The organism is Lacinutrix sp. Bg11-31, assembly GCF_002831665.1.
In the GTDB taxonomy this organism is placed as follows: domain Bacteria; phylum Bacteroidota; class Bacteroidia; order Flavobacteriales; family Flavobacteriaceae; genus Lacinutrix.
In genome coordinates this window covers 1,632,570-1,656,695 of sequence record NZ_CP025118.1, presented here as the reverse complement: position 1 = coordinate 1,656,695, position 24,126 = coordinate 1,632,570, and the positions used below count along the sequence as shown (strand labels likewise).

Here is a 24,126-nt window from a genome sequence, read left to right as displayed (position 1 = left end):
TTTATTTTTAAAAAACCCATTTAATTTTTTATTATTATGAAGAATCGCATTTTTATGTACCTGTTTATATTTTCGGTTTTATTGTTGTTATTCAATTATATTAACTCGAAAAAAATATTTGACGATAGTAATGTTAGAGTAGCAAATTCTAAGGAGCAAGTAGTAAAATACAGAGATTCTATTTTAACTTTAAAAGATGATATTAATAGTTTGTCTCAATTTAGTTTCGATTATAACGAGTATTCTTACGACTACTTTTTAAAGCAAGGTTACGATGTAGAAAAATTAATGATTACTGTTAAAGATGCTTTGTATGCGCAAAACGAATATGAAGGAGACCAACATCCTTTAGTGCCTTATGCTTCTACAACCGGAAAGAAAATTTTAATAAATTCGATTAGAGTTTTAAACCATAAATGGATTATTGCCGATTTTACCGATGGACAACTTTGGGGAGAAATGCTAGTTGTTTATTCGCTTAACGACAAAGGCGAACTTAATTTTAGGGTTTCAGAATCTTTATTAAATCCTATGTAATTTAGTTTACATTAAAATAATTAGTGCTCACTGTATATTCTCCATTTGTATTATAACCTTCTAGTGTTATTTTATCGGCATAGGTATATAGTATCATAAAACATCCTTTTTGGTGAGAAAAGTATGTTTTAAATAATAAGTATTAATGATTACGATTTTTCACAATTAATTGTGCATTTTTCTACTAAATTACACAAAAACATGTTATTGAATAATATGTAATATGCTATCTTAAGGTTAAGTACTTAAAGATTTATAGTAAATTGGTTAACCATTCTTTAAGTTCGTAAAAGTTTTGTGGAGCAACACCATGACCTACAGGGAATTCAGAATATTTGTGTTTAATATTTAAAGCCGAAAGAAATTCTGGAGACTTTCTAGCCCAATCTACAGGTATAACTTGATCCACAGAACCGTGAGAACAGTAGAAGTTTAAATGCTTGTAGTTTGCTTCTGGTTGCGTTTCAAACAAATCGTCATTAATATAGCCACTTAAAGCAATAATGTTATTAATTTTTTCTGGGTAGGTGAGTGCTACTGCATAACTTAAAATAGTACCTTGACTAAAACCTAAAAGCGATACGTTGTCTTTATTAACAGGATATTTAGCTATTACTTCGTCTATAAATTTAGCAATTAAATCTCTAGATTCTATTGCTTGTTCATTATCACTCCATTTGCCTTTATCTGCATCAAAATTAATAGCATACCAAGCATTACCATAAGGTTGCATTGGGTAAGGAGCTCTTGCCGAAACAATAAATAATTCTTCTGGTAGTTCGCTAGCAAAAGAAAACAAATCGTTTTCATCGCTACCATAACCATGAAATAAAATAAGAAGTGGCGCATTGTCTTTTAAAGACGATTCGCGTATTACGTGAGTTAGAGATAAATTTGGCATTAGTTACCTAAGTCTTTAAACCATTGCTGAAATTTCTCACCAACAAAAGGAATTAATTTTGCTTCACCTTTTATGGCAAAAATTATTGCATATAGCCAGCTTGAAAATGTAACAAGCCATAAAATTGACCCAAATGTGCTGTTAACGTATTTTTCTACAACGTTAGATATAATAAGCATAAGTATTAAGCCTATCATTTGACGAAGGTGGAAGCTTGTAAAAGGATTCTTTCTTTCAAAATTCATAAAAATAGCAATAAAAGTACCTATAAATGTTAAGTAGCTAATTATTGCAAGTGTTTTTCCTTCTTCTATGGTTTCTTTATTCATTTTTATAAAACAGTTTTGTTATTTGCTATTATACCATAAACTTCACCTTTTAAGTCTTTGTTTAAAAAGAGACTGTTTTTAGAGGTAGAGTGTATGTTTTTTGTAGTAAACGTGTATTTTGTGTCTGGATTAAATAGGGTTAAATCGGCTTTGTTTCCTTCAGTAATTGTAGAGGTTTCAACATTAAACCTAGACTTTCCTTTTGTTAGTAATCGTACAGTTTTTTTAGTAGAAAAGAGTGTTTGTAAAGCTCCAAAAGCTGTTTCAAGGCCTATTGTTCCGTAGTCTGCATAATCGAATTCTACTTTTTTGTTTTCTATTGTTACAGGATTGTGATCGCTAGTAACCATATCTATTGTGCCATCTTTTATGCCTTCAATTAAAGCATCGATATCGCTTTGTGTTCGTAAAGGAGGAAGCACTTTGTAATGTGTATCGAAATCTTCTAATTCGCTATCTGTTAAACACAAGTTGTGTATTGCAACACTACACGTTACGTTTAGTTTTTTCTTCTTGGCGTTTCGTATTAAATCTATAGATTCTGTTGTAGAGATTGTTGGAATATGTAATTTTCCTCCTGTATATTCTAATAAGTATAAGTCTCTAGCGACTTGTAAAGCTTCGGCTAGACTAGGATTTCCTTTTAATCCTAAACCTGTACTTGTTATGTTTTCGTTCATAACACCATTACCAGAAATTCTGTTTTCTTGAGGGAAAGAGCATACTAAACCATCGAAATTACTAGCGTATTGTAAAGCTATTTTAAGTAAATTAGGATTGGTAATAGGTTTTTTATAATCTGAAAAGGCAACAGCTCCAGCTGTACTCATATCATACAACTCAGCTAAATCGACGCTTTCGCTATTTTTAGTTAATGCTCCAATTGGTAATAAGGTTACAGCATTATTTTGGGCTTTCATATTAATAAAAGCGATTGCTGAGTTTGTATCGATAATTGGATTGGTGTTGGCTTGCATAGCAACAGTTGTAAAACCAGACTTTGCAGCCGTTTTTAATCCGTTTGCTATAGTTTCTCGATCTTCGAAACCAGGTTCTCCAAAACACACACTACTATCGAACCAACCTTGAGAAACATGTAGATTGTCAAGATTAATCTCTTTGTAATTGTTTGTGTTTTCAATGGTTTTGGCAATTTTAGAAATGTTGCCTTTCTCGATTAAAATGTCTTGAGTGGTGTTATGAAAATCACTCTTAGAATCAATTATTGTTGCAGATTTTATAAGTACGTTCATTTAAAATATTTTAAGATGAGCATTTCAAAAACTAAAAGTATTAATGCTAAAATAACAAACCATTTCCATAGCTCGTTTGTTTTATTATCACTCTTTATAGTATTAAAAACTTCTGAAATTGAATTACTAACCGTTACATTATCTAGATTCGAGAAGTTTTGATAGAGTAAATTACTCTCGTTTCTATTGTAATTATAGCTCACATTTTCTATAATTTCAGCCTTGTTCTTTACATTGTAAATTCCAGCTTTTTCTGGAGTATCTGTTGTTGTAATTGCTACTTTATTATTAAAGTATTGTTGTTGCGGTATTACGTTTGCATTATCATTAACCAAAGTTAAAACGGCATCTTGTTGCAAATCTGTAACTACATCGTAAGTGTTTTCTTTACCAATGGTATAATATAGATTAGACAGTTTTAAACTGAGCTTCGAGATGTTGTAAAAAGTTGGTACAATTAAATTAATATCTTGAAAATTGGAGTTCTTTCTGTTTAAAGCAGAAGTAAATACAAACGCATTATTGTTTTCTGATAAAAAAGGTTTGTCATCTTCAAACGTTAGTACTGCTGATGCATTTGCTAAATTTTGAGGATAGTAAGATTTTATTTTAGGATATTGAAAATTAGAAACACGTTTTTCGAAAACACCATCACTATATAAAGGATGCGAATACTTTATGTTTGTTAATCGTTTTTCTATTTTAGAAAGTTTAGAAAAAGGAGCAAGGTTATAACTTAATAATAGGTTGTTGTATTCTTGAATATTAATTTCTTCGGAAGGAATAACAGCCAAAATACCACCATTACTTGTAAATGCTTTTAAAGCCGTTGTTAAAGAACTTGGTATTTGTTTTAACTCGTTTAAAACAATAAGATTTTGATTGGTAATATCGCTATAATTTAACTGATTAAAAGCAGTAGCTTTATAGTTGAATTCGTTTGCTGTGTATATGCTTTTTAAGAAATCGTTTTTAGTTTCATTAATAGCTAAAACATTAATTTTAGAGTTGTTATTAATGTTAAAAAACAATGTGTTGTCAAACTGAAGGTTAACATCTTCTATAGTTACTTTTCCATCAATACGCTCATTTGTTGGTAAGGTAAAAACAGTAGTTGCTTTATCTGTTATTTTAACCGAAGATTTAGTGAGTAAACTTCCATTGTTATATAAAGAAATAGGAAGGTTTTCTATTGTATTACCATTGTTTTTTAGGCTAACCGTTAATTCTATATTGCTAGATGTTCTTTTAGAAATGTAAACACTATCAATAGTAACATTACTATTACTAACAGGTTTTAATTGTACTAAATTAAGGTTGGTATTCTCATCTCCTTTAGCACTAAAATTGGTTTCTTTTTGCTGAAAATCGCTAATAAACACTAAGTTTTTAATGGTATTATCGTTTTTAGAGAAGTACTTTTTACTTTTTAGCAAAGCAGCATCGTAAGGCAATTGGTTTGTAGAGTAGTTAAGTTGCAACAAATCATTAGTAATGGCTTTTACAGTTGTGTTTCTAAAGCTATTATCATTTGTAATAAGCGAGATGTTTTCATCTTCTGGAACACTACTAATAATATCGCTTACAGCACGTTTTAGTAATTCGCCCTTATCTCCTTTTACTTGCATGCTAAAAGAGTTATCTAGATAGATTACAGTCTCCGATTTAGTATTAAAAGTTTTGTTTTTTGATGTAAAAGGTTGCGCAAAAGCAATAACTATTGCAGCAAGAATACCCATTCTTGTTAATAGCGTTAGCCACTTTTTTATTTGAGCACTTTTACGCGTTTGTAAAGAGACTTTCTTTAAAAAAGCAACGTTAGTAAACGCTTCTGTTTTAAATTTACGTAACTGAAATAAGTGAACAATAATTGGGATTAGCAGTAATAATAAGGCGTAAAGAAGTTCTGGATTTTTAAACTGCATTGCTAATTTTGATTAAGCAAATATAAAACTAATACTCAAATATGAGACCCTTTAACAAAAGAAAAAATAATCTCTCATCGATTCTTTTTTCAATTTAGAAAAATACGTTCTAATAATTACTTGTTCTTCTTTATTAGCAACGCTTACAATACTTTGAAAATGCGCTAATGTTTCTAAATGTTGAAATGGTTTCATTTCTACATCGTAAATATGTTTGCCTATTTTTTTAGGATTATCGCAAATCCATTGAAACGGAATATTTAAAGCAATTAATTTTTTAGCAATTGTTTTACCTTTATTTCCTGCTCCCCAAATTACTAATGGTTTCGATTTATCGAAATCTAATTTTAGAAAATAGTGCAGTTTAATGTCTATAAAACTGTTTTCGGCATAATTCGCATCTGTTCTAGAGGCACGTGTACCATAATCTCTCCATAAATGAAGCACTTTTTTACACGGTATTACTTTGTAATTAGCTTCGTAAAACCTAAAGGTTAAATCGTAATCTTCTGGATAGCGTGTAGGATTAAAAGCATCAATAGCTAGTAAGTCTTCTTTGGCAATCATCCAAGATGGAGAAGGGATTACACATTCTTTATAAATTTCAGAATAATTAGTACCTTCTGTAGTTAAACTGTTTAACCATTGTTCGTATTTTCTATAGCCATCGCTTATGCCTTCCGCAGAAAAATAACTAACCAATCCAGTTGCTATGTGGTTTTTTCCGTGTAGTTGTAAATTATTAAAGAGTGTTTCAAGTTTAATGTCTGGCATAATATCATCACTATCCATTCTAGTAATGTAGTCTCCTTTAGATTTTGAAAATGCCAGTTTTAAGGCATTAATAATTCCGGAACCTTCGTTTTTATATAATTTAATTCTATTATCTTTTTTAGCATAATCGTTAACCAAATTATAACTGTTATCTGTAGAATTATCGTCTATAATTAGTAGCTCCCAATTAGTGTGTGTTTGGTTTATTATGGAAACTAAACACTCGTCAAGAAATTCTTGAGTGTTTTTAAAAGGAATTAATACGCTAATTAGTGACTGCTGCATAGTTGCAATATAATATTCTGAAGCTTTGAATTTAACAGATATTAACAAAATTTTATAATTTGTAAATGTAACAGATTGTACATTTGGTCGTCATACTATTTTACACCATTAATAAAAAACCAATAAAAATGAAAAAACACCTATTAAGTGTTGCATTTGCTGGAGTTCTTCTAGTAGGTTGTAACGCTACAAAAACTGCTAGCGGAAAAGCTACAAACGATTTAGCTTCTTTAAATCCTATTGAAGCAACTTTAGATTTAACTAAAGTAATAGACGATAAAGCACCAGTTGTAATTAATCCTGGACGTTTTGCAGTAGAAACAGTAACGTATAGATTACCAAGAGTGGTACAAGGAACCTATTCTGTTAGTGATTTTGGAAAGTATGTAGACGATTTTAAAGCTATCGATTATAAAGGAAACGAATTACTAGTTGTAAAAACAGATACCAATACTTGGACTATTGCTAATGCTGCGAATTTAGACATGGTAACTTACAATGTTAACGATACTTTCGATATGGAAGCTAAAGGTGGTGGAATTGGTTTAGAAGTACCATTTTCTCCAGCAGGTACAAATATTGAGACTACAAATTACGTATTAAACTTACATGGTTTTATTGGGTATTTTGATTCTTTAAAAACTGCACAATATAAATTAGATGTTACTGCACCAAAAACAATGTTAAAAACATCTGCTTTACAGGAAACAGGAACAAAAATGAATGACGATGGCGTATCTATGACTTCTAGTTATTTAGCACCTAGATATTTTGATATTACAGATAATCCAATGTTTTACGGAGCATTAGATGTTGAAGAATTTCAAGTTGGAGATATTAAAATTGTATTAAGTGTATATTCTCCAAACAAAGTACATTCTGCTGAAAAAATTAAGGCAGTAATGGAGAAAATGATGCTAGCACAAAAAGCATATTTAGGTAATGTGAATACAACGCCTCGTTATGATATTTATTTATATTTATCTGAAGGTAAAGAAGAATCACCAAAAGGATTTGGAGCATTAGAACACCACACGTCTACAGTGGTAGTTTTACCAGAAGCGATGCCTTTTGAAGCATTATCTGAAAGCATGATTGATGTTGTTTCTCACGAGTTTTTTCATATTGTAACACCCTTAAGTGTGCACTCTGAAGATGTTCATTATTTCGATTACAATCAACCAACATTCTCTAAGCATTTATGGATGTATGAAGGTGTAACAGAATATTTTGCGACGTTGTTTCAAGTAGATCAAGGTTTAGTTACAGAAGATGAATTTTTTACTAAAGTAATGGGTAAAATTAAGTCTGCAGCTAACATGAATGATGCTATGAGTTTCACAGAAATGAGTGAAAATATCTTAGATGAGCCATACGCACCACAATACGTAAACGTATATTCTAAAGGCGCTTTAATTGGTATGTGTATTGATGTTTTATTACGCGAAGAAAGTAATGGAAATAGAGGAATCTTATCTTTAATGAAAGAATTATCTCTTAAATACGGAAAAAATAAGCCTTTTGAAGATGATAACTTAATTGCTGAAATTACAGAAATGACATATCCTTCTATTGGTGAGTTTTTAAACACTCACGTTGTTGGTGGAACACCAATTAACTATAACGACTTTTTTGCTAAAGCTGGTTTAATATTAGCAGAAGCAAAAGTGAAAACAAACTATATCCAGAATGATGGGACTTTAATTTTTGCACCAGATATGGCAACAATGACGCTTCCTTTCTCTGAAGCTGTAAAGAACAATAGTTTCTGGGCAGAAAACGGAGTTTTACCAGGAGATGTTATTAAAACTATCGATGGTAAAGAGTTAACAATGGCTAACGCTCAACAAATGTTAACGGAGGTTTATATGTGGAAACCAGGAAGAGATATCGATGTTAAAATAGATAGAAAAGGTAAAGAGGTTATTGTTAAAACAACATTAACACAATCTTACACTACAGGTTCTAGTTTAGCTGTAGATCCAAATGCAACACCTAAGCAAAATACGCTACGTGAAGCTTGGTTAAAAGGATAATAAACTCTTGCTAAAACAAGGAATCTTTTATATTAAAAAAGCCTGTTGAATACTTATATTCAACAGGCTTTTTTTTTGTTTTTTATTATTTTGTTAAATGATAATCTGGTTTAGCTATAGTGAAATTAAAACTAGTTTTTTCTCCTAATTTAGAATCTACTGTTATTGTTCCACCTAATGATTTTACTAAGTTTTGTACTGTAGATAAACCAATACCATGCCCTTTGTTACCATTTCTGTCTAAGTTTCCAACGGTAGAAAATAAATCGAAAATAGATTCTAGTTTGTCTTCGGGAATACCAACACCATTATCTGTTATCGAGAAATTGTAAAAATCATCTGTTATAAGACAAGAGATATCAATTACTGTATTTTCCTTATCGTTATATTTTAAGCTATTGCCAATAAGATTAAGGAGTATTTGTTCTAAAGCTACACGATTACAAACCATTTCAATATCCTCTTCTGGGAAATTAATATCGCAATTGGTGTTAATTTGTAATAAATCGACCAAATCTTCTAGTAGATGATTTACATAAAAAGATTCATGCCTGCCTTCAACTTTGTCACTTTCATAATGCTCTAATAAATTAGAAATATATTCGCTTAAAGTAAACGAAGCTCTTTTTAAATTACCTAAATACTCTAAACCTTTTTCGTCAAGTTTTCCTTCATATTTCTTTTTTAAAATATCTGAAGTTATTATCATATTAGCCAAAGGCATCTTCATGTCATGAGATACGTGGCCAGCGAAATTTTTTAATTTTTCGTTTTGTTGCACTAGTTCTTTACGTACTTCTCTAAGTTCTAAATTGTTTTTTCTAAGTTCGAAAAGTTGTACCACTTGTTTTGCTAAAACAATTAGCATTTCTTTTTGTTTCTTATTTAAAACTCTTGGTTTTGTATCAAAAATGCAAAGTGTTCCTAATGCAAAACCATCAGCATTTATTAAAGGAACTCCAGCATAAAAAATAGCTTTATGCTCTTTAACTAATGGGTTATCCTTAAATATTTCATCTTTTCTAGCATCTTCAACAATAAACAAATTGTCTTCACTTAAAATAGCATGGCCACAAAAAGAAGTAGATCTTGGAGACTCGTTAAAAGAAACACCATGATGTGATTTTAGAAAGTTTCTTTCAAGATCTAAAAGCGTTACTAATGCAATAGGAACGTCTATAACATTAGAAATTAAACTTGTAATGTTATCGAAATCTTCTTCTGGTAAAGTATCTAAAAGCTGGTATGAGTTAACCGCTTTAAGTCGAGCAGATTCGTTTTTAGGAATTTTAGGAGCTATCAAATTAAAACTATGCTTAAGTGGTTTAATATTAGTATATTATACTAGTGTGTAATGTGTTTATCCTTTGGTTCAAAGTTAAGCAAAATAAAAATTGAAGTTTTATTTTTTTATGATTGAAAAATAAGAAGCAATAGGAAACTATTTAAAGATATTAATACTGATTCCTCAAACTAAAAGCCTTCAAAAACACCTAATCCAAATAAGGCAAAATCGTATTTTACAGGATCGTTTATGTCTAGTTTTCTAAGGGAGGTGTCTAGTTCTGATAAAGCTTTACCGTCATTTTGCTTTCGGTTTAAAAGGCCAAGTTTTCTTGCTACATTTCCAGAGTGCACATCTAACGGACAAGATAATTGTGAAGGTGATAGTGATTTCCAAATACCAAAATCTACTCCAGTATTATCGTCTCTAACCATCCAACGTAAAAACATGTTTATGCGTTTTGCTGCCGAATTTTTAAGTGGGTCACTAACATGTTTTTGAGTGCGTTGTAAATGTTCAATTTCGAAAAAAGAGTGTTTAAAATAATGTATTGCTTTTTGTAACGAATCCTTTTCGGCATGTTTAGCAAATACAGCTTCTAAGCCCTTATGGTTTGTATAAATATGTTGAAGGCTTTTTATAAACGTAATAAAGTCGAAACCATTAAAAGTTCTGTGGACAAAAGGTTCTAATTTCTTTAAATCTTCTTCTTGATGATTTATTATAAAATCGTGAGGAGAATGATCAAGTAAATCCATCATTTTATTAGCATTGTTAATAATGCTTTTTCTGTTTCCCCAAGCAATAGTTGCGCTTAAAAAACCTGCAATTTCAATGTCTTCTTTTTTACTAAATAAATGCGGAATCTGTATTGGGTCGCTAGTAATAAAATCTGGTCTATTATATTGTTCTACTTTAGCGTCTAAAAATTCTTTGAGTTCGGTTTTATTCATATTTAAATATCCATAAATAATAAACTAGGCACAATTAAGATGCCATTAAATAGCATGTGGAATAAAATAGCATAAATAAACCCTAACTTTATTCGTGTGTAACCTAATATTAAGCCTAAAGTAATTTGTGGTGAAATTAATATTGGTGAAATTATTAATATCGTAGTAGAGATTTCGTAATTGGTAATATGTATTATCCCAAAGAGTAAAGCGAAACCATAATATATATATTTAAAATATTTTTTATTACAGAATAAGGTTAAAGGCGCTCTAAAAAATAGTTCTTCAAAAATTGGTGCAGCAATTACTGCCATTAAAAATATAACGGTTTTTGGTTTTTCGTTTAAAAGCTTACTTATGGCATGAGAATCCATTTCAATAAAACCAAACTGCGCTAAAATTGAAATTAAAACACCTAATGTAAAAGAAGTTCCAAAAGCGATTAATAGTAATTTAGATAGTGCTTTTAATTTTTCTAAGACAGAAATTTGTAATGTTTCGCAATTAGGTTCTTTTATATAATTAACTAATTCATTAAGCGTTGTTTGCATAGTAATTATAGAACAATTTTACCATCTACCATTGTTAGTTTTCTATCTGCTAAATTTGCTAATTCTTCATTATGTGTTACAATAACAAAAGTTTGTCCAAATTCGTCACGTAGTTTAAAGAATAAGCTATGAAGATTTTCTGCACTTTCACTATCTAGATTTCCAGAAGGTTCATCGGCAAAAATAAGACTTGGATTGTTTATTAATGCTCTTGCAACTGCAACACGTTGTTGTTCTCCTCCAGAGAGTTCGTTTGGTTTGTGGTTGTGTCTATGCGATAAACCTAAAAAATCTAATAATTCTTTAGCACGTTTTATAGCTTCAGCTTTAGGTGTTTTTTTTATAAATGCAGGAATGCATACATTTTCTATGGCTGTAAATTCTGGTAATAATTGATGAAACTGAAAAATAAAACCGATATGTTCGTTTCTAAATTTAGCCAGTTGTTTTTCAGAAAGTGAACTAATATTTTCACCATTAATTATAAGTGAAGCATCTTCGGTTTTAGAAATTGTATCTAAAGTACCTAAAATTTGTAATAAGGTTGTTTTTCCAGCACCAGAAGTACCAACAATAGAAACGACTTCGCCTTTTTTAATATGAACGTTTACGCCTTTTAAAACGTGTAAATCGTCGTAATATTTATGTATGTTTTCAGCTTTAATCATATAAAAAAATAAGAAGTTGAAAATTACTACATTACAAACTAATGTACAACTTTATATGGTTTTAGATTTTCCTTTAAAAACGTTTTTTAAATTACTATAGTCTATAAAGTATACCATTTTAAGAGAGAAGGTGTTACCATTTGGTTGGTCGAATAGGTCTTTTAAACTGTCATTAAAAGCTTGTGCTCCATCATTACTATAATTAAAAATACGATTACGGTATTGTGCAGTTAAAAAACTTCCAGGAGCAAATTGTAAAGAATAAGTTAAGTTTAAGTTCCAAGTACTAAAGTTTACATCTGGATCGTCTATATCGTCTTTTGTGTAATTATCGTCTCTATTTAATCTTCCATTATCACCCAATGCATAGATGTCATTTTCATATTGTACAGCACTCCAATAGTTTCTAAAACTTAAGGTTAAGCTATTCATAGCATTAAAATTATAACTTGTAGAAATGCTGTTTTCTATAGTAATCTGGTCGCGTTGACCATAAATAATATCGTCTCCAATAAAATCTATAAAACCACGTTCGCGAAGTTCTTGATCCCATTCAAAAGAATAGACAACTATAAAATTTTCGTTAAATTTTATTCTTGGCTCGATTTCAAAAAACACACTTTCATAACTTCTACTGTCTTCAAAAAGTGTTTCGTAGCCTACATTTACATCAATAGCAAAGGTTTTATTGTAGTTGGTAGATATAAATGTACTTGTGTTTAACCAATCTTCAGTTATAAAATAACGACCATCTACTCGAGGTCCAAAATAATCGTATTGTTTTCCAGGTTGTACATTAAAATTACCACCATAAGCCATTAAACTCTTTTTGCCAACAGCAAAAACACGACCACCAAAGTTCTTTCCTGTGTAAGTGTTTGGCTCGTATAATTGGTTGTAATTAGCCCAGAAATTAAGACTAAAATTATTGTGTTTTTCGGTAGGTTCGAAAATTTGGTAAGAGCCATCGACACTAAAATTATTATAGTTATTTCTAAATAAAATTCCCATATCGTTAATATCGTAGTCTTTATCTGCTAATCCATGAAAAGCACTCCATCTATATTTACCACTATTTTTACCAATACCTAAAGAGGTGCTAATTCCTGTTTTAGTGCCTTCTACAAGATTAAGGTTACTCATTTTAACCTCTGCAATAGCTCCATAAGTATTGTTTTTGTTCTTTAAATCGAAAAGCAAACCAGTAACATTAGCATCTCTAGAGCCAGATCCATCTCTGGTAACATTTGTATTAATTAAGCTTACAGAAGAGTTCTTATTAAACTGCTGGTCTACAACAAGAATATTATAATTAGTTATAGGTTCTACAGTTTCGTTACGTTTATCACCAGTTACGGTATCTAAAATATCGACATCAGTTTCTTCGGTAATGGCATTAAAAAAACCAATTCCTAAACCGTTTTTTGTTCTTCCAGATACTTTTACTGCGTTAAGTAAATTTGTTTTTCTAGGAAACTTGCCATCAATAACTTCGTTAGTTCCAAGCGTTGGATCTCCAATTGGAGCACTACCAATACGTCTTGTGTAGAATAAGTTTCCTTTGGTAAATAAATCTGTTCCTTCTGTAAAGAATTGTCGTTGCTCGGAAAACTGTTGTTCAAAAGGCCCTAGGTTTAGTTGTACATCGTCGAAACCAACTTGACTAAAATCTGGAATTAGCGTAGCATCTAATGTAAAATTTTCTGTAATACCGTATTTTATATCTAATCCTGCATTGTAATTTGGTTTAAAATCCGAATCGTAAACTATAGAAGCAAAAGGATAAAAACTTAAACGTGTTGGTGGTTCTAGATTTTTTAATCCATTTAATTCACCATTAAAATAACCAATTCCAGCTCCACTTGTAATATCTACTGCATTCCATGTTACTTGTTCGCGTGTATCTCTATAATGTCTATGAAATTGAATTCCCCAAGTTGGGCTTTCTTGTTGTGTAAAACGTAGTGCTCTGTAAGGAATTTTCATCTCAACAATCCAACCATCTTCAACGGTTTTAGTTGCACTTTCCCAAACAGCATTCCATCCAAAATCTTCACCATTACTTGGGCTTTCGGTAGCATCTGCTTGTGTTCCAGAACTAAATACAAAAAATTCTGAATTGTTTTGTGCATCGTTATTAGGGTTAAATATAGCTGCAAAAAAATCGGACTGTCCAAAATCATCACGTTGCGTAAACTGCTTCATCATGTCTTCGGGATTATCGTACAAATAAGCCGAAATATATATTCCAGAATCGTCGTAAGTCATTTTAACTTCTGTACGTTTATTTTCTGGCATTATTTTACCTACAGTTGGCCTAAACTCAATAAAATCTGTTGCTATTTGTGCTGTTTTCCATACTTCGTCGTCCAATATGCCATCAATTTTTGGTGCCTTATCTGTTCGTGAAATAGTATACGTTTTTTTATCTTGAGCAGTAACTTGAAATGACAGAAGAAATACGAAAGCAATAATTGAAAAAAGTTTCATTTAAAATGTGATTAGTTAATAATTGATAGCCTAAAGACTTCAATATTTTTAGTTTGTTACAGTTTAGTTTAACAAATCTACTTTTAGATGTATATTATTTTCATAATTAAAAGTTAAAATAATAAGCTAACGTAAGGTCTCATGTATTAAATAGACTTTTTTAATTAAATTTAAATAATGGAAAATGAAAAATTAAAAATAGCAACTTTTGCAAATGGTTGTTTTTGGTGTACAGAAGCCGTATTTAATAGAGTAATAGGAGTAGAGAAAGTAATTTCTGGTTTTACTGGCGGAAATATTAAAAATCCTGCATACAGAGAAATTACGACAGGTAGGACAGGACATGCAGAAGGTATTCAGATTTTTTATAATGAAACACTAATTAGTTATATCGAATTGCTAGAGATTTTCTTTGCAACTCACGACCCAACAACATTAAATAGGCAAAACCATGATGTTGGTACGCAATATAGATCGGCAATTTTTTATCATTCTGAAGATCAAAAGCATCAGGCTGAAGCTTTTATTACACATTTAGATTCTGAACAGATTTTCGATAGTAAAATTGTAACAGAAGTTACTGCTTTTGATGTTTTTTATAATGCTGAAGCAGACCACCATGAGTATTACGAACGTAATTATGAAAATTCGTATTGTCAATTCGTTATTCATCCAAAACTTGAAAAACTAAATACTTACTACAGCGATAAATTAAAGTAATAGTATTTAAAAATTGCAACCAAGAAAATGCAAGAAAATGGAATTTAAACAATTTGAAGAGTATAACATACAAGTTACAGACGACGTTAAGGAGCGTTATAAAAATATAATTGAAGATTTAGGAGAAGACACCAAGCGAGAGTGGTTATTAAAAATGCCAGAACGTGCTTGCTAAAGTCATGTAACTTTTAATACAAGGTTATCAAGATGCTGCCGAGATTTTAAAAGGTGCTATGTTTAAGGAAGATTATAACGATATGGTAATTGTAAAAAACATCGCGTTATATTCGCTTTACGAACACCATGTTTCACCATTTTTTTGTAAAGCACATATTGCTTACATACCAAATAGACGTATTGTTGACTTAAGTAAATAACCAAGAATTGTAGATGTCTTTTTAAGACGTTTACAAGTACAAGAGCGTTTAACACACCAAATACTAGATTGTATAAACGATACTTTAAAACCTGTAGGAGTTGCAGTTGTAATAGAAGCGTTTCACATGTGTATGATGATGCGTGGTGTGCAAAAACAAAATTCTACAACAAGACCTGGATTTAGAGGTGCTTTTGAAAATATTGAAACACGTACAGAATTTTAAAATTAATAAGTTCTAGTTTAGAATAGAAGATATTTCAAGCTAATTTAGAAATTACATTATTTTGGTTGTTTTTGTAACAAAACGTATAAAACACTTACTTATAGTTAAATAGATTCTTTTTTTTTGAAATATGAAGCGAAATTTTATTGCGCTAACTAAAAACGGAACACTATTTGCTTTATAAAAAGTATTAACAGACACAACACAATGAATTTAGAAAACACAAACAAGTACAAAATATTAGCAGCCAGTATCATTTTTGATGCAGTAGGTTATGCCAGCTTTATTATTCCTGGAATAGGAGAGATAATAGATGTGGTTTGGGCTCCAGCATCGGCTTACTTAATGACAAAACTTTATAAAGGTACAGCAGGAAAAGTAGGTGCAGCAGTTTCTTTTATTGAAGAAGCAATGCCAGGATTAGACGTAATACCAACATTTACATTAATGTGGTTGTACACTTATGTTTTTAAAACAAAAACAGAAGAAACAATTATTGAAGTGAATTAATTTACTTGATAATTTTAGATATAAAAAAAAGCACGCGTTTGCGTGCTTTTTTTGTTTTTAAAGTTACTTAAAATGTTATGCTTTCTAGTAAATAATTGAAGTCTTCGAAATTAAATTAACGTTTAGTATAAGAAACGTAGGGCAGGTGATAAGCGATACGTTTCGGTTTGGCGACTTTGTAAATAATCACAGAACTTTTGATTAAGCACAAAAGCCCTATGCTTTCTTATACCTTGTTACCATTAGTTTTTCTCTAACTGTTTCATTTCAAAAAAAAACGTTTAAATACGCTTTTTATCGATAAATAGACTACATTGTTTAATATTAACACAGATTAGTTAATCTTCTTCACTCTACATTTGGGTCGAAAAAAGACATAATCTTTAAAAAAAGCCCCAATGAGAAACACTACACTTGTAGCATGTCTATTACTTGCTACACAATTAATTTATTCACAACAAACCATTCCCGCATCAGGAGGAGAAGCCACAGGCAGTGGAGGTTCATCCAGTTATTCTGTAGGTCAGTTGGCTTATAACACTAATACTGGGTCTAATGGTTCAGTATCTCAAGGTGTACAGCAAAGTATCGAGCTCTTTACATTAAGCAATCCAGAATTGACTACCGTAAATTTATCAGCAGTAACCTATCCGAATCCAACGTCAGATTATATCATATTGAAGATTTCAGATAGCACTCTAGATAATTTAAGCTACACTCTTATAGACGTTAATGGTAAAGCCATAACTAATGGAAAAATTACAAATGTAGACACACAAATTAAAATGCAACATTTATCCACAGGAATGTACATTTTAAAAATAAACCAAAACAACCAAGAATTAAAAACCTTTAAAATCATTAAAAAATAACAAAGAGATGAAAAAAATCTACACATTTATAGCGGCAGTATTATTAGCTGCAACAAGTTTTTCCCAAGCGCCCGAAAAGATGAGTTATCAAGCCGTGGTAAGAAACAGTGGCGATAATTTAGTAGTAAGCCAAACTTTAGGTGTGCAAATAAGCATTTTAAAAAACACTGCTACAGGAACTGCAGTTTATGTAGAAACCCAAACGCCAACTACTAATGTAAATGGTTTAGTGACTTTAGAGATAGGAACAGGTATTACCTCAGATGATTTTACAGCCATAGATTGGTCAACAGGCCCTTACTTTATAAAAACAGAAACCGATCCAACTGGAGGTGTCAATTACACTATAACAGGAACAAGCCAACTAATGAGCGTACCGTATGCCTTACAGGCAAAAACAGCTACAAATGGTCTGCCTTCTGGAGGTACAGAGGAACAAATATTACAGATTATAAACGGCGTTGCAACTTGGGCTGATGCTGCTTCAACAAATGCATATTATGAGGACGCAGATGGTGATGGATATGGTAATATAAACACTCTTTTTTTAGCAACTTTAGCACCCAATGGATATGTTACTGATAATACGGATTGTGATGATACTGATTCTGATAAATTCCCAGGTCAAACGTGGTATATAGATGCCGATGGTGATGGTTATGGAGTTTCAAGTGCGATTTCTTGCGAACGTCCTACGAATGGATTTTTAGTTTCTGAATTATCAGGGACAGGCACCGATGATTGTGATGATACTGATTCTGATGAATTTCCAGGTCAAACGTGGTATATAGATGCGGATGGTGATGGTTATGGAGTTTCAAGTACGATTTCTTGCGAACGTCCTACGAATGGATTTATACTTTCTGAATTATCAGGAACAGGCACCGATGATTGTGATGACTTAGAAGCGTCTATCAATCCAGGTGCATCTGAAATTTTCGGGAATAATGTTGATAATAATTGTAATGGCGAAATTGATGAAATGGAAATAGGTCAAATTCATGAAGGTGGTATAATCTTTTATATATTTCAAGATGGCGATACCGGCTATATTGTAGGAGAAATACACGGTTTAGTTTGTGCTGTAGAAGACCAAAGTTCTGGAATACGGTGGCACAATGGGTCTAATCTTACTACAGGAGCAACAGAGACAGCCATAACCACAGGAGCTAGTAATACTGATGCTATTATAAGTGTTCAAGGCGCAACAGAAACAAATTATGCAGCAGGATTGGCAAGAGCTTATAATGGTGGTAGTTTTAACGATTGGTTCTTACCCAGCAAAGATGAACTCAACGAGATGTACCAGAATAAGGCAACTATTGAGGTTACAGCAACATCGAATGGTGGCAGCAGTTTTGATACTAGTAACTTCTATTGGAGTTCTACCGAGAACCAAATCAACAGCGCTTGGAGCCAGAGCTTAGATACTGGAGCCCAGTCCCCCAACGTTAAAAAATACATCGCATGGGTGGTGCGCGCAGTTCGAGCTTTTTAACAATTTAGTTATTTAAAATAATATCGCGTAAGCGGTCGCTTTTACAAAATAAAAAACCAATTCTATTTTAAAGTAGTAGAATTGGTTTATTGTTTTGGAGTAATTAGTGCCAACGTAACAATGATATAAGATCGTTTTAATGTTTTATATCAGCAGTTAGTTTAATTTCGAAGGTCGGCTATTTTTTTGACAAAGTCAAGTTTTTGTTTTCCCAAGTATACTGTAAATCTACATCCTTTTTCCAGCCCATACTTTCGTACAAATATTGCGCAGGATTATCTGTTTCCGTTTGTAAGGCCACAAACTTACAATGGTCTTGCTTTGCTCTTTCTTTAGCTTGGTTTAGTAAAGCTACACCAATACCTTTTTTACGATAGTTTTTGTCTACATACAAATCGTTTAAAATATAAATAGGTTGCATACCAACCGAGGTGAAGCTATGAAATAAATGCATAAAACCAACAGGTTTGTCTTCCGCGTAAGCGATATAAATTATAGTATCCTGTTTTTGTAAACGTTGTTTTAAAAACGTTTTTGCAGCTTCTGGATTACTGGTTTGTCTATAGAAAACTCTATAACCATCGAATAATGGTACGAGGTCGTTAAGGTGTTGTATTTGGGCTTTAATTATGGTCATAATATACTATTGTTAAACAAAAAAAATCTGTAACCGAAGTTACAGATTTTATATGTATTTAGAATGCTTAGTTTAGTTAGAATTCTTATGCTTATTTCTTTCGTCTTGCAATTGCCTACGTACTTTTTGTTCGCGTTCTAAAGCGATACGTCTGTGGTCTTCGAACTCTTCTTCTGTTTCTGCTAAAGATTTTTGAGCTTCTTTAGTAATAGAATTACTACTTTTAAAGCGATACATAAAGAATAAAGCTAATGCTAATAAACCACCAATAATAGACCACATAAGCCCATTATAACCACCTTTGCTCATTTGTATTCCAAAAAGAGACATACTGTCTTTTTCTGTATTTGTTTGTTCTAAAGTGCCTTTAGTAGAAGATAGGCTCGTTTTTAATTTAGATATTTCCTCGTCTTGTTTTGTAACAATAGCCTTAGTATCGTTAAGTGTTATGTGCACAGCTTTTAAAGAGTCTAAGGTGTTTTTTTTGATTTTCTCTATCCATTGTACTTTAATTACTTCGTAACGTTGTCCACGTTGATCTTTCCAACCATTAGATTTTTTGGTTAGATATTCAAACTGGTTTTCTATCGAACCACTATCTAAAGACAGTTTATCGTCTGCATCTACAGTTTCAGTTTGTGCTTGAATTTGTATTGAAAAAAAGGCTAATAATAGAAGTAAGGTAACTTTAGTAAAGTTCATTTTTATAATGTTGATTATTTCCTGCTGCAAAAGTAAAAAATATAGTTCGGTTTAATTGTATAATACTACAAAAGCCTCACATTTTGTGAAGCTTTTATATATACGTGTAAAATATAGCGCTTAGATGTTAATGGTGCTTAATTCTATTGTGTTTTGAATATTAGTCGTGTCTAAGTTGTATTGGTAAATGCCAGAATCTCCAACAAGAATTAATAAGTTGTCTTGAATAATAACATCGAAGGCATCGCGATTAATATTGTGAACTAGTTGTGCATTCTCAGGATCTGAAATATCGAATATTTTAACCTCGTCGTCACAAACAATTAAATAATTGTTGTACAAGCCTAAACCAATAGGTCTTGTTAAATTTCGAGTTGAAATTAATAACGGATTCTCTAAGTCTTCAACATTATAAATTTGTAGCTGGTTTAATGTATTACCACAGCCAATATTAGAATGTAAGGTTACAAACGCATGCGTGAAATTTGCAACCACAGGATCGCAAGCTGTAAAATGTTGTGCTTCAGATAAGAATGTAGGTGTTTCTGGGTTGTTTACACTATAGATGTACATACCATTTTGAGAACCTATAAAAAGATATTCTTTATAGTTAAAAAGTGTTTCGATATTAAAACCAATTTGTACTTCGTTTACTTGTACTGGTTGCTCGTTATCTAGTATGCTAAACACATTTAAATCTTGATTGTCTACTGTGTAAAGGTAATCGTTAAAGGTTGTAAATCGTGCTAGAGAGCCTCCTTGCCCTGTAGATTCGTTAGCACTACTAAAACTGCTATTATCATTACTATCTGAGCTCGAATCGCAACCCAAAACCAATAGTAAAACTAAAATCATGCTATACTTTTTCATTGTTATTCTGTTAAGATCCAGTTAATAATTATTTCGTTTGCAGGTGTGTTATGATAACAACAATTATTTGGAGGTGCCAATTCTGGAAAGGTGTTGCTAATGCGTTTTGTGATTTCGATAGTATTATTAGCGAAATTTGGTTTTACTGCTATTAAATCTGTTGCGTTGTTTATGTAAAGTACTTCGTTTTTAATACTTAAGTCTGAAGAGCCCAACACCTTTAAAAAGGCTAAGTTTACAGGAGCAGAAGGATTAGAATTATCGAAAACATGAAAGCCTTTATTAGGTCTATTAATAAATAAAAAACCATCTTTTACGTATATTTTTCCAGTTTCTGTAATAGGTTCTGCTGGTAATAATGCTGTAGAGTTTTCAAATTCTGAAATTAGCATAGTTACAGCTTCATATTGTTGTGGTTGTTGAAATCCTGGTTCAATAATATCATCGTCAACAGTATTCCAAATACAAGCGTTTAAAAGTAAGGTCATTAAAAGTAAAATGACTTTGTAAGTTGGTTTTTTCATAGTCAATGTTTTTTATTAGATGCAATTGTTTAATAAAGGTTGCGTGCGTTAGTGTTAAATGTTGCGCAGAAAAAATCTCACAATATATGTGAGATTTTTTTGATTATTATTATGAGACCTTCATCTTCATTAAGGTAAATTCAACTGCGCATTTTACAAAAGTAAAATACTATTTCATTAATAGTAAGTATAGCGTCTCACTTTAGCAATATGCTTAGCTAAACGAATAACTTGTTGGCTGTAACCATATTCATTATCGTACCAAACATAAAGTATAGCGTTCTTTCCATCTTTTCTAACAATGGTTGCTTTACTATCGTAAATAGAAGGAGCAGAGCTACCAACAATGTCTGTAGATACAAGCTCGTCGCTCATTTCGTATTTAATTTGCTCTACTAAATCGCCTTCTAAAGCATATTTTTTTATTGTAGCATTTATGCTATCTATACTAGCTTTAGATTTTAATTCTAAGTTTAATATTGCTAAAGAACCATTAGGAACAGGAACACGAATAGCGTTAGAAGTTAATTTGCCTTCAAAACTTGGTAAAGCTTTAGAAACAGCTGCACCTGCACCAGTTTCTGTAATAACCATGTTTAATGCAGCAGCACGACCACGTCTGTATTTACTGTGGAAGTTGTCTACTAAATTTTGGTCGTTAGTATAGGCATGTATTGTTTCTAAATGTCCACTTTTTACACCATAAGTGTCTTCGATAGCTTTTAAAATAGGAGTAATAGCATTTGTAGTACAAGAAGCAGCAGAGAAAATGTCTATTTCGTCTGGATTGTTTTCTAAATGGTTTACACCGTGTACAATATTAGGAATCCCTTTTCCTGGAGCAGTTAATAAAACTTTATCTGCGCCTGGAGAATTTTTTAATCGTGTTAAGGCTTCTTTATCTCTAAAAACACCAGTGTTATCAATAATTAATGCATTGTTGATACCGTATTTTGTATAATCGATATCTTCTGGTTGGTTAGCAGAAATAATACGAACCGTTGTACCATTAATTATTAAAGACTCGTTTTCTAAATCTACAGAAACTGTTCCTGAGAAATCTCCATGAACAGAATCGTTACGTAATAGTGAAGCTCTTTTTTCTAAAACGGTAATGTCATTTTTACCACGTGTTACAATTGCTCGTAAACGTAATTGGCTACCTTTTCCAGTTCTGGTCATTAATTCGCGAGCAACTAAACGACCAATACGTCCAAAACCATAAAGCACTACGTCTTTAGGTGTTATTTCTTCAGATTTCTCAGCACCTTTTAGTTTGCTAGAAACAAAAGCAATTGCGTTTGTATGTTTTTGATCTTCTAAATGAAACTCATAAGTTAATTTTCCAATATCTAATTTAGAAGGCGGAAAGTCTAAGGATTTTATAGCTTGAGCTATTTCTACAGAATCGAAAATTGAAATTGGCTTTTGTACAAATTCACCTGCATATTCATGAAGATTTAAAATCTGACTTACGTTTCTATCGATTAATTGGTTTCTAAAAAGAACCAGTTCAATAGAGTTATCGTACCAAAGGTCGCTAACAATTTTAATAAATTCTACTGTTGCACGACGTCTGTCGGCTTGGTATGCTAATTCGTTTTCGTAGGTTTCTTTAACAGGCATTTGCTTAAGTGTTTAGTGTTGTTAAATTACTTTCAGTTATACTGATTTTTTTTGCAAAAGTATAGAATTCAAACGTTTTCGTAAAGGATTTTGAGTAAAAAAATAAAAGCGCTTTAGAATTAACTAAAGCGCTTTTTGTTTTTGTAATAGTTATAACTAACTATCTTAAGCCGTATCTAAATGTTTGACCACTAGAGTTTACTAATTCTATGCTTAGAGGCTGGTTTAAATCTCGGCTTTTAATTATATTTTGAACATCTTCAACAGAGTTTACTTTAACACCATTAATAGTTGTAATAATATCGCCACTCTTTATGCCTTCACGCGAAAAATGTTGTGCATATCCTCCTGTTATTTGAGTTATTTTAACACCATTTTTAACCTTATAATCTCTTAAATCTTTGGGTTTAGCATTTTTTATTACACCAACGTGAGGCAATATATATGTGTTGCTTTTAAGTAAAGTTACTTCGGTTTGTTGTTGTACTCCGTTTCTTAAATAATGTACAGTTATAACATCATCAGGTCTTTTAGTGTCTAAGTAACCACGTAGATCTGATAGTTTTTTAATTTCAACATTATCTATCTTTTTAATAATATCTCCACTTTTAATATCTGCTTTTTCAGCTCCAGAATCTTCTATAACTTCATCAACATAAAAACCTTCCGTTTCATTAACACTTAATTTTTCGGCATAATAACTATTTAAAGAACCACCTTGAACACCTAAAATACCATTCTGAACATTTCCAAACTCCATAATATCTTGTATCACTTTCTTTGCAATATTACTTGGTACAGCAAAAGAATAACCAATATAAGACCCTGTTTGCGATGTTATGGCAGTATTTATACCAATAAGTTCGCCATTAGTATTTACTAAAGCACCACCGGAATTTCCTGGATTTACAGCAGCATCAGTCTGTATAAAAGATTGATGACTGTCTCCAGACAAGTCTCTCGATTTTGCGCTAATAATTCCAGCAGTAACTGTTGAGGTTAAATTAAAAGGATTACCAACAGCTAAAACCCATTCGCCAATTTTTGCAGTATCACTATCACCAAAGGTTGCGTATGGTAATGTTTCATCGCTTTCAATTTTTAATAAAGCGATATCTGTTTTTGGATCTGTACCTATTATAGTAGCTTCTAATGTTCTGTTATCGTTTAGTGTAACACTTAATTTTTCAGAGGCATCAATCACGTGGTTATTTGTAATTATATAACCATCTGGCGAAATAATAACACCACTTCCAGTTCCTAATTGCTTACGTTGCTGTACACGACCCAACATTAAATCTCGCATAGATGGTTGAGTAGTAGTAATAGTAATATTTTTAACGTGCACTACAGCGTCCAAAGTTTTCTCTGCTGCAGTTGTAAAATCTATACCTTCAATAGCAGTCAAACTTGTATTAGATGCCTTATAATTTACAGGTTGAAAAATAGGTTGACTTATTTGCTCTGTTTCTACAATTGTTTGTTCTTCTTTTTCAAGAAAGGTTTTATATGTTCCTAGGGTAATTGCACCTCCCAAAACAGAAACGAAAACCAACGTTGCTAACTTTTTCATTAAAA

The 24,126-nt window shown here is 31.6% G+C and carries 22 protein-coding genes and 1 pseudogene; 7 read left to right on the top strand and 16 right to left on the bottom strand.

Annotation, left to right across the window (positions count from 1 at the left end):
- Nucleotides 1–36: 36 nt before the first annotated feature.
- Nucleotides 37–537, top strand: a complete 501-nt coding sequence (locus tag CW733_RS07395; RefSeq protein ID WP_100996592.1) for a hydrolase — start codon at nucleotides 37–39, stop codon at nucleotides 535–537.
- A gap of 253 nt (nucleotides 538–790) precedes the next feature.
- Here the strand turns inward: CW733_RS07395 and CW733_RS07390 are convergent, their stop codons facing one another.
- The 5 genes from CW733_RS07390 to CW733_RS07370 are packed head-to-tail and all read right to left on the bottom strand — an operon-like array spanning nucleotide 791 to nucleotide 6,004.
- On the bottom strand, nucleotides 791–1,438 hold the full coding sequence (locus CW733_RS07390; protein ID WP_100996591.1) for an alpha/beta hydrolase: 648 nt from the start codon (nucleotides 1,436–1,438) through the stop codon (nucleotides 791–793).
- Nucleotides 1,438–1,767 carry a hypothetical protein gene (locus CW733_RS07385; RefSeq protein ID WP_100996590.1) on the bottom strand — a complete coding sequence of 110 codons (330 nt, stop codon included), beginning with the start codon at nucleotides 1,765–1,767 and terminating at the stop codon, nucleotides 1,438–1,440. The genes CW733_RS07390 and CW733_RS07385 overlap by 1 nt, the downstream gene beginning before the upstream one ends.
- Nucleotides 1,768–1,769: 2 nt before the next feature.
- Nucleotides 1,770–3,020 carry a dihydroorotase family protein gene (locus CW733_RS07380; protein WP_100996589.1) on the bottom strand — a complete coding sequence of 417 codons (1,251 nt, stop codon included), beginning with the start codon at nucleotides 3,018–3,020 and terminating at the stop codon, nucleotides 1,770–1,772.
- Nucleotides 3,017–4,945 (bottom strand): BatA and WFA domain-containing protein, encoded by a 1,929-nt coding sequence (locus CW733_RS07375; RefSeq protein WP_100996588.1) that lies wholly within the window; start codon nucleotides 4,943–4,945, stop codon nucleotides 3,017–3,019. The genes CW733_RS07380 and CW733_RS07375 overlap by 4 nt, the downstream gene beginning before the upstream one ends.
- 51 nt (nucleotides 4,946–4,996) lie before the next feature.
- Nucleotides 4,997–6,004: a glycosyltransferase family 2 protein gene (locus tag CW733_RS07370; RefSeq protein WP_100998731.1), complete on the bottom strand. Its 1,008-nt coding sequence runs from the start codon at nucleotides 6,002–6,004 to the stop codon at nucleotides 4,997–4,999.
- A gap of 128 nt (nucleotides 6,005–6,132) precedes the next feature.
- On the opposite strand from CW733_RS07370, the gene CW733_RS07365 reads away from it, so the two are divergent.
- Nucleotides 6,133–8,040 (top strand): peptidase M61, encoded by a 1,908-nt coding sequence (locus CW733_RS07365; protein ID WP_100996587.1) that lies wholly within the window; start codon nucleotides 6,133–6,135, stop codon nucleotides 8,038–8,040.
- 85 nt (nucleotides 8,041–8,125) lie between these two features.
- On the opposite strand, the gene CW733_RS07360 is transcribed toward CW733_RS07365, so the two are convergent.
- The 5 genes from CW733_RS07360 to CW733_RS07340 all read right to left on the bottom strand — a co-directional run bounded on the left by CW733_RS07360 (nucleotide 8,126) and on the right by CW733_RS07340 (nucleotide 13,987).
- On the bottom strand, nucleotides 8,126–9,343 hold the full coding sequence (locus tag CW733_RS07360; protein ID WP_100996586.1) for an ATP-binding protein: 1,218 nt from the start codon (nucleotides 9,341–9,343) through the stop codon (nucleotides 8,126–8,128).
- A 170-nt stretch (nucleotides 9,344–9,513) separates the two neighbouring features.
- Nucleotides 9,514–10,278: a TIGR02757 family protein gene (locus tag CW733_RS07355; RefSeq protein ID WP_100996585.1), complete on the bottom strand. Its 765-nt coding sequence runs from the start codon at nucleotides 10,276–10,278 to the stop codon at nucleotides 9,514–9,516.
- Between the two features lie 2 nt (nucleotides 10,279–10,280).
- The gene (locus CW733_RS07350) at nucleotides 10,281–10,829 is read right to left on the bottom strand and encodes a CPBP family intramembrane glutamic endopeptidase (RefSeq protein ID WP_100996584.1); all 549 of its coding nucleotides are present in this window, start codon (nucleotides 10,827–10,829) and stop codon (nucleotides 10,281–10,283) included.
- A 5-nt stretch (nucleotides 10,830–10,834) separates the two neighbouring features.
- Nucleotides 10,835–11,497 carry an ABC transporter ATP-binding protein gene (locus tag CW733_RS07345; protein WP_100996583.1) on the bottom strand — a complete coding sequence of 221 codons (663 nt, stop codon included), beginning with the start codon at nucleotides 11,495–11,497 and terminating at the stop codon, nucleotides 10,835–10,837.
- A 51-nt stretch (nucleotides 11,498–11,548) separates the two neighbouring features.
- Nucleotides 11,549–13,987, bottom strand: a complete 2,439-nt coding sequence (locus tag CW733_RS07340; protein ID WP_100996582.1) for a DUF5916 domain-containing protein — start codon at nucleotides 13,985–13,987, stop codon at nucleotides 11,549–11,551.
- Nucleotides 13,988–14,164: 177 nt separating this feature from the next.
- Here CW733_RS07340 and msrA point away from each other — a divergent pair, with 177 nt between their 5' ends.
- The 5 genes and pseudogenes from msrA (at nucleotide 14,165) to CW733_RS07315 (ending at nucleotide 18,189) form a co-directional block, all read left to right on the top strand.
- A complete protein-coding gene (msrA, locus tag CW733_RS07335) occupies nucleotides 14,165–14,707 on the top strand; it encodes a peptide-methionine (S)-S-oxide reductase MsrA (RefSeq protein ID WP_100996581.1) in 543 nt (180 codons plus the stop codon).
- Nucleotides 14,708–14,744: 37 nt separating this feature from the next.
- A pseudogene (gene folE / locus CW733_RS07330) lies at nucleotides 14,745–15,335 on the top strand (GTP cyclohydrolase I FolE).
- A 181-nt stretch (nucleotides 15,336–15,516) separates the two neighbouring features.
- Nucleotides 15,517–15,819, top strand: a complete 303-nt coding sequence (locus tag CW733_RS07325; RefSeq protein WP_100996580.1) for a hypothetical protein — start codon at nucleotides 15,517–15,519, stop codon at nucleotides 15,817–15,819.
- A gap of 398 nt (nucleotides 15,820–16,217) precedes the next feature.
- Nucleotides 16,218–16,691 carry a T9SS type A sorting domain-containing protein gene (locus CW733_RS07320; RefSeq protein ID WP_100996579.1) on the top strand — a complete coding sequence of 158 codons (474 nt, stop codon included), beginning with the start codon at nucleotides 16,218–16,220 and terminating at the stop codon, nucleotides 16,689–16,691.
- Between the two features lie 7 nt (nucleotides 16,692–16,698).
- Nucleotides 16,699–18,189 carry a MopE-related protein gene (locus CW733_RS07315; protein WP_100996578.1) on the top strand — a complete coding sequence of 497 codons (1,491 nt, stop codon included), beginning with the start codon at nucleotides 16,699–16,701 and terminating at the stop codon, nucleotides 18,187–18,189.
- A gap of 178 nt (nucleotides 18,190–18,367) precedes the next feature.
- On the opposite strand, the gene CW733_RS07310 is transcribed toward CW733_RS07315, so the two are convergent.
- The 6 genes from CW733_RS07310 to CW733_RS07285 all read right to left on the bottom strand — a co-directional run bounded on the left by CW733_RS07310 (nucleotide 18,368) and on the right by CW733_RS07285 (nucleotide 24,121).
- Nucleotides 18,368–18,826 (bottom strand): GNAT family N-acetyltransferase, encoded by a 459-nt coding sequence (locus tag CW733_RS07310; protein ID WP_100996577.1) that lies wholly within the window; start codon nucleotides 18,824–18,826, stop codon nucleotides 18,368–18,370.
- 72 nt (nucleotides 18,827–18,898) lie between these two features.
- Nucleotides 18,899–19,528, bottom strand: a complete 630-nt coding sequence (locus CW733_RS07305; protein ID WP_100996576.1) for a tRNA (guanine-N1)-methyltransferase — start codon at nucleotides 19,526–19,528, stop codon at nucleotides 18,899–18,901.
- A 120-nt stretch (nucleotides 19,529–19,648) separates the two neighbouring features.
- On the bottom strand, nucleotides 19,649–20,398 hold the full coding sequence (locus CW733_RS07300) for a hypothetical protein (protein ID WP_100996575.1): 750 nt from the start codon (nucleotides 20,396–20,398) through the stop codon (nucleotides 19,649–19,651).
- A 2-nt stretch (nucleotides 20,399–20,400) separates the two neighbouring features.
- Nucleotides 20,401–20,922, bottom strand: coding sequence for a hypothetical protein (locus CW733_RS07295; RefSeq protein WP_100996574.1), 522 nt, complete (start codon nucleotides 20,920–20,922; stop codon nucleotides 20,401–20,403).
- 177 nt (nucleotides 20,923–21,099) lie between these two features.
- Nucleotides 21,100–22,548 (bottom strand): glyceraldehyde-3-phosphate dehydrogenase, encoded by a 1,449-nt coding sequence (locus CW733_RS07290; RefSeq protein ID WP_100996573.1) that lies wholly within the window; start codon nucleotides 22,546–22,548, stop codon nucleotides 21,100–21,102.
- A gap of 160 nt (nucleotides 22,549–22,708) precedes the next feature.
- Nucleotides 22,709–24,121: a trypsin-like peptidase domain-containing protein gene (locus CW733_RS07285; protein ID WP_100996572.1), complete on the bottom strand. Its 1,413-nt coding sequence runs from the start codon at nucleotides 24,119–24,121 to the stop codon at nucleotides 22,709–22,711.
- Nucleotides 24,122–24,126 lie beyond the last annotated feature (5 nt).

Bases quoted from the DNA above. Each gene is read 5' to 3' on its own strand.
- CW733_RS07290 (WP_100996573.1), bottom strand. From the start codon at position 22,548: ATGCCTGTTAAAGAAACCTACGAAAACGAATTAGCATACCAAGCCGAC.
- CW733_RS07395 (WP_100996592.1), top strand. From the start codon at position 37: ATGAAGAATCGCATTTTTATGTACCTGTTTATATTTTCGGTTTTATTG.
- CW733_RS07365 (WP_100996587.1), top strand. From the start codon at position 6,133: ATGAAAAAACACCTATTAAGTGTTGCATTTGCTGGAGTTCTTCTAGTA.
- CW733_RS07350 (WP_100996584.1), bottom strand. From the start codon at position 10,829: ATGCAAACAACGCTTAATGAATTAGTTAATTATATAAAAGAACCTAAT.
- CW733_RS07285 (WP_100996572.1), bottom strand. From the start codon at position 24,121: ATGAAAAAGTTAGCAACGTTGGTTTTCGTTTCTGTTTTGGGAGGTGCA.
- CW733_RS07295 (WP_100996574.1), bottom strand. From the start codon at position 20,922: ATGAAAAAACCAACTTACAAAGTCATTTTACTTTTAATGACCTTACTT.
- CW733_RS07355 (WP_100996585.1), bottom strand. From the start codon at position 10,278: ATGAATAAAACCGAACTCAAAGAATTTTTAGACGCTAAAGTAGAACAA.
- CW733_RS07370 (WP_100998731.1), bottom strand. From the start codon at position 6,004: ATGCAGCAGTCACTAATTAGCGTATTAATTCCTTTTAAAAACACTCAA.
- CW733_RS07310 (WP_100996577.1), bottom strand. From the start codon at position 18,826: ATGACCATAATTAAAGCCCAAATACAACACCTTAACGACCTCGTACCA.
- CW733_RS07320 (WP_100996579.1), top strand. From the start codon at position 16,218: ATGAGAAACACTACACTTGTAGCATGTCTATTACTTGCTACACAATTA.
- CW733_RS07375 (WP_100996588.1), bottom strand. From the start codon at position 4,945: ATGCAGTTTAAAAATCCAGAACTTCTTTACGCCTTATTATTACTGCTA.
- CW733_RS07305 (WP_100996576.1), bottom strand. From the start codon at position 19,528: ATGAACTTTACTAAAGTTACCTTACTTCTATTATTAGCCTTTTTTTCA.
- CW733_RS07315 (WP_100996578.1), top strand. From the start codon at position 16,699: ATGAAAAAAATCTACACATTTATAGCGGCAGTATTATTAGCTGCAACA.
- CW733_RS07385 (WP_100996590.1), bottom strand. From the start codon at position 1,767: ATGAATAAAGAAACCATAGAAGAAGGAAAAACACTTGCAATAATTAGC.
- CW733_RS07300 (WP_100996575.1), bottom strand. From the start codon at position 20,398: ATGAAAAAGTATAGCATGATTTTAGTTTTACTATTGGTTTTGGGTTGC.
- CW733_RS07325 (WP_100996580.1), top strand. From the start codon at position 15,517: ATGAATTTAGAAAACACAAACAAGTACAAAATATTAGCAGCCAGTATC.
- CW733_RS07340 (WP_100996582.1), bottom strand. From the start codon at position 13,987: ATGAAACTTTTTTCAATTATTGCTTTCGTATTTCTTCTGTCATTTCAA.
- msrA (WP_100996581.1), top strand. From the start codon at position 14,165: ATGGAAAATGAAAAATTAAAAATAGCAACTTTTGCAAATGGTTGTTTT.
- CW733_RS07380 (WP_100996589.1), bottom strand. From the start codon at position 3,020: ATGAACGTACTTATAAAATCTGCAACAATAATTGATTCTAAGAGTGAT.
- CW733_RS07345 (WP_100996583.1), bottom strand. From the start codon at position 11,497: ATGATTAAAGCTGAAAACATACATAAATATTACGACGATTTACACGTT.
- CW733_RS07390 (WP_100996591.1), bottom strand. From the start codon at position 1,438: ATGCCAAATTTATCTCTAACTCACGTAATACGCGAATCGTCTTTAAAA.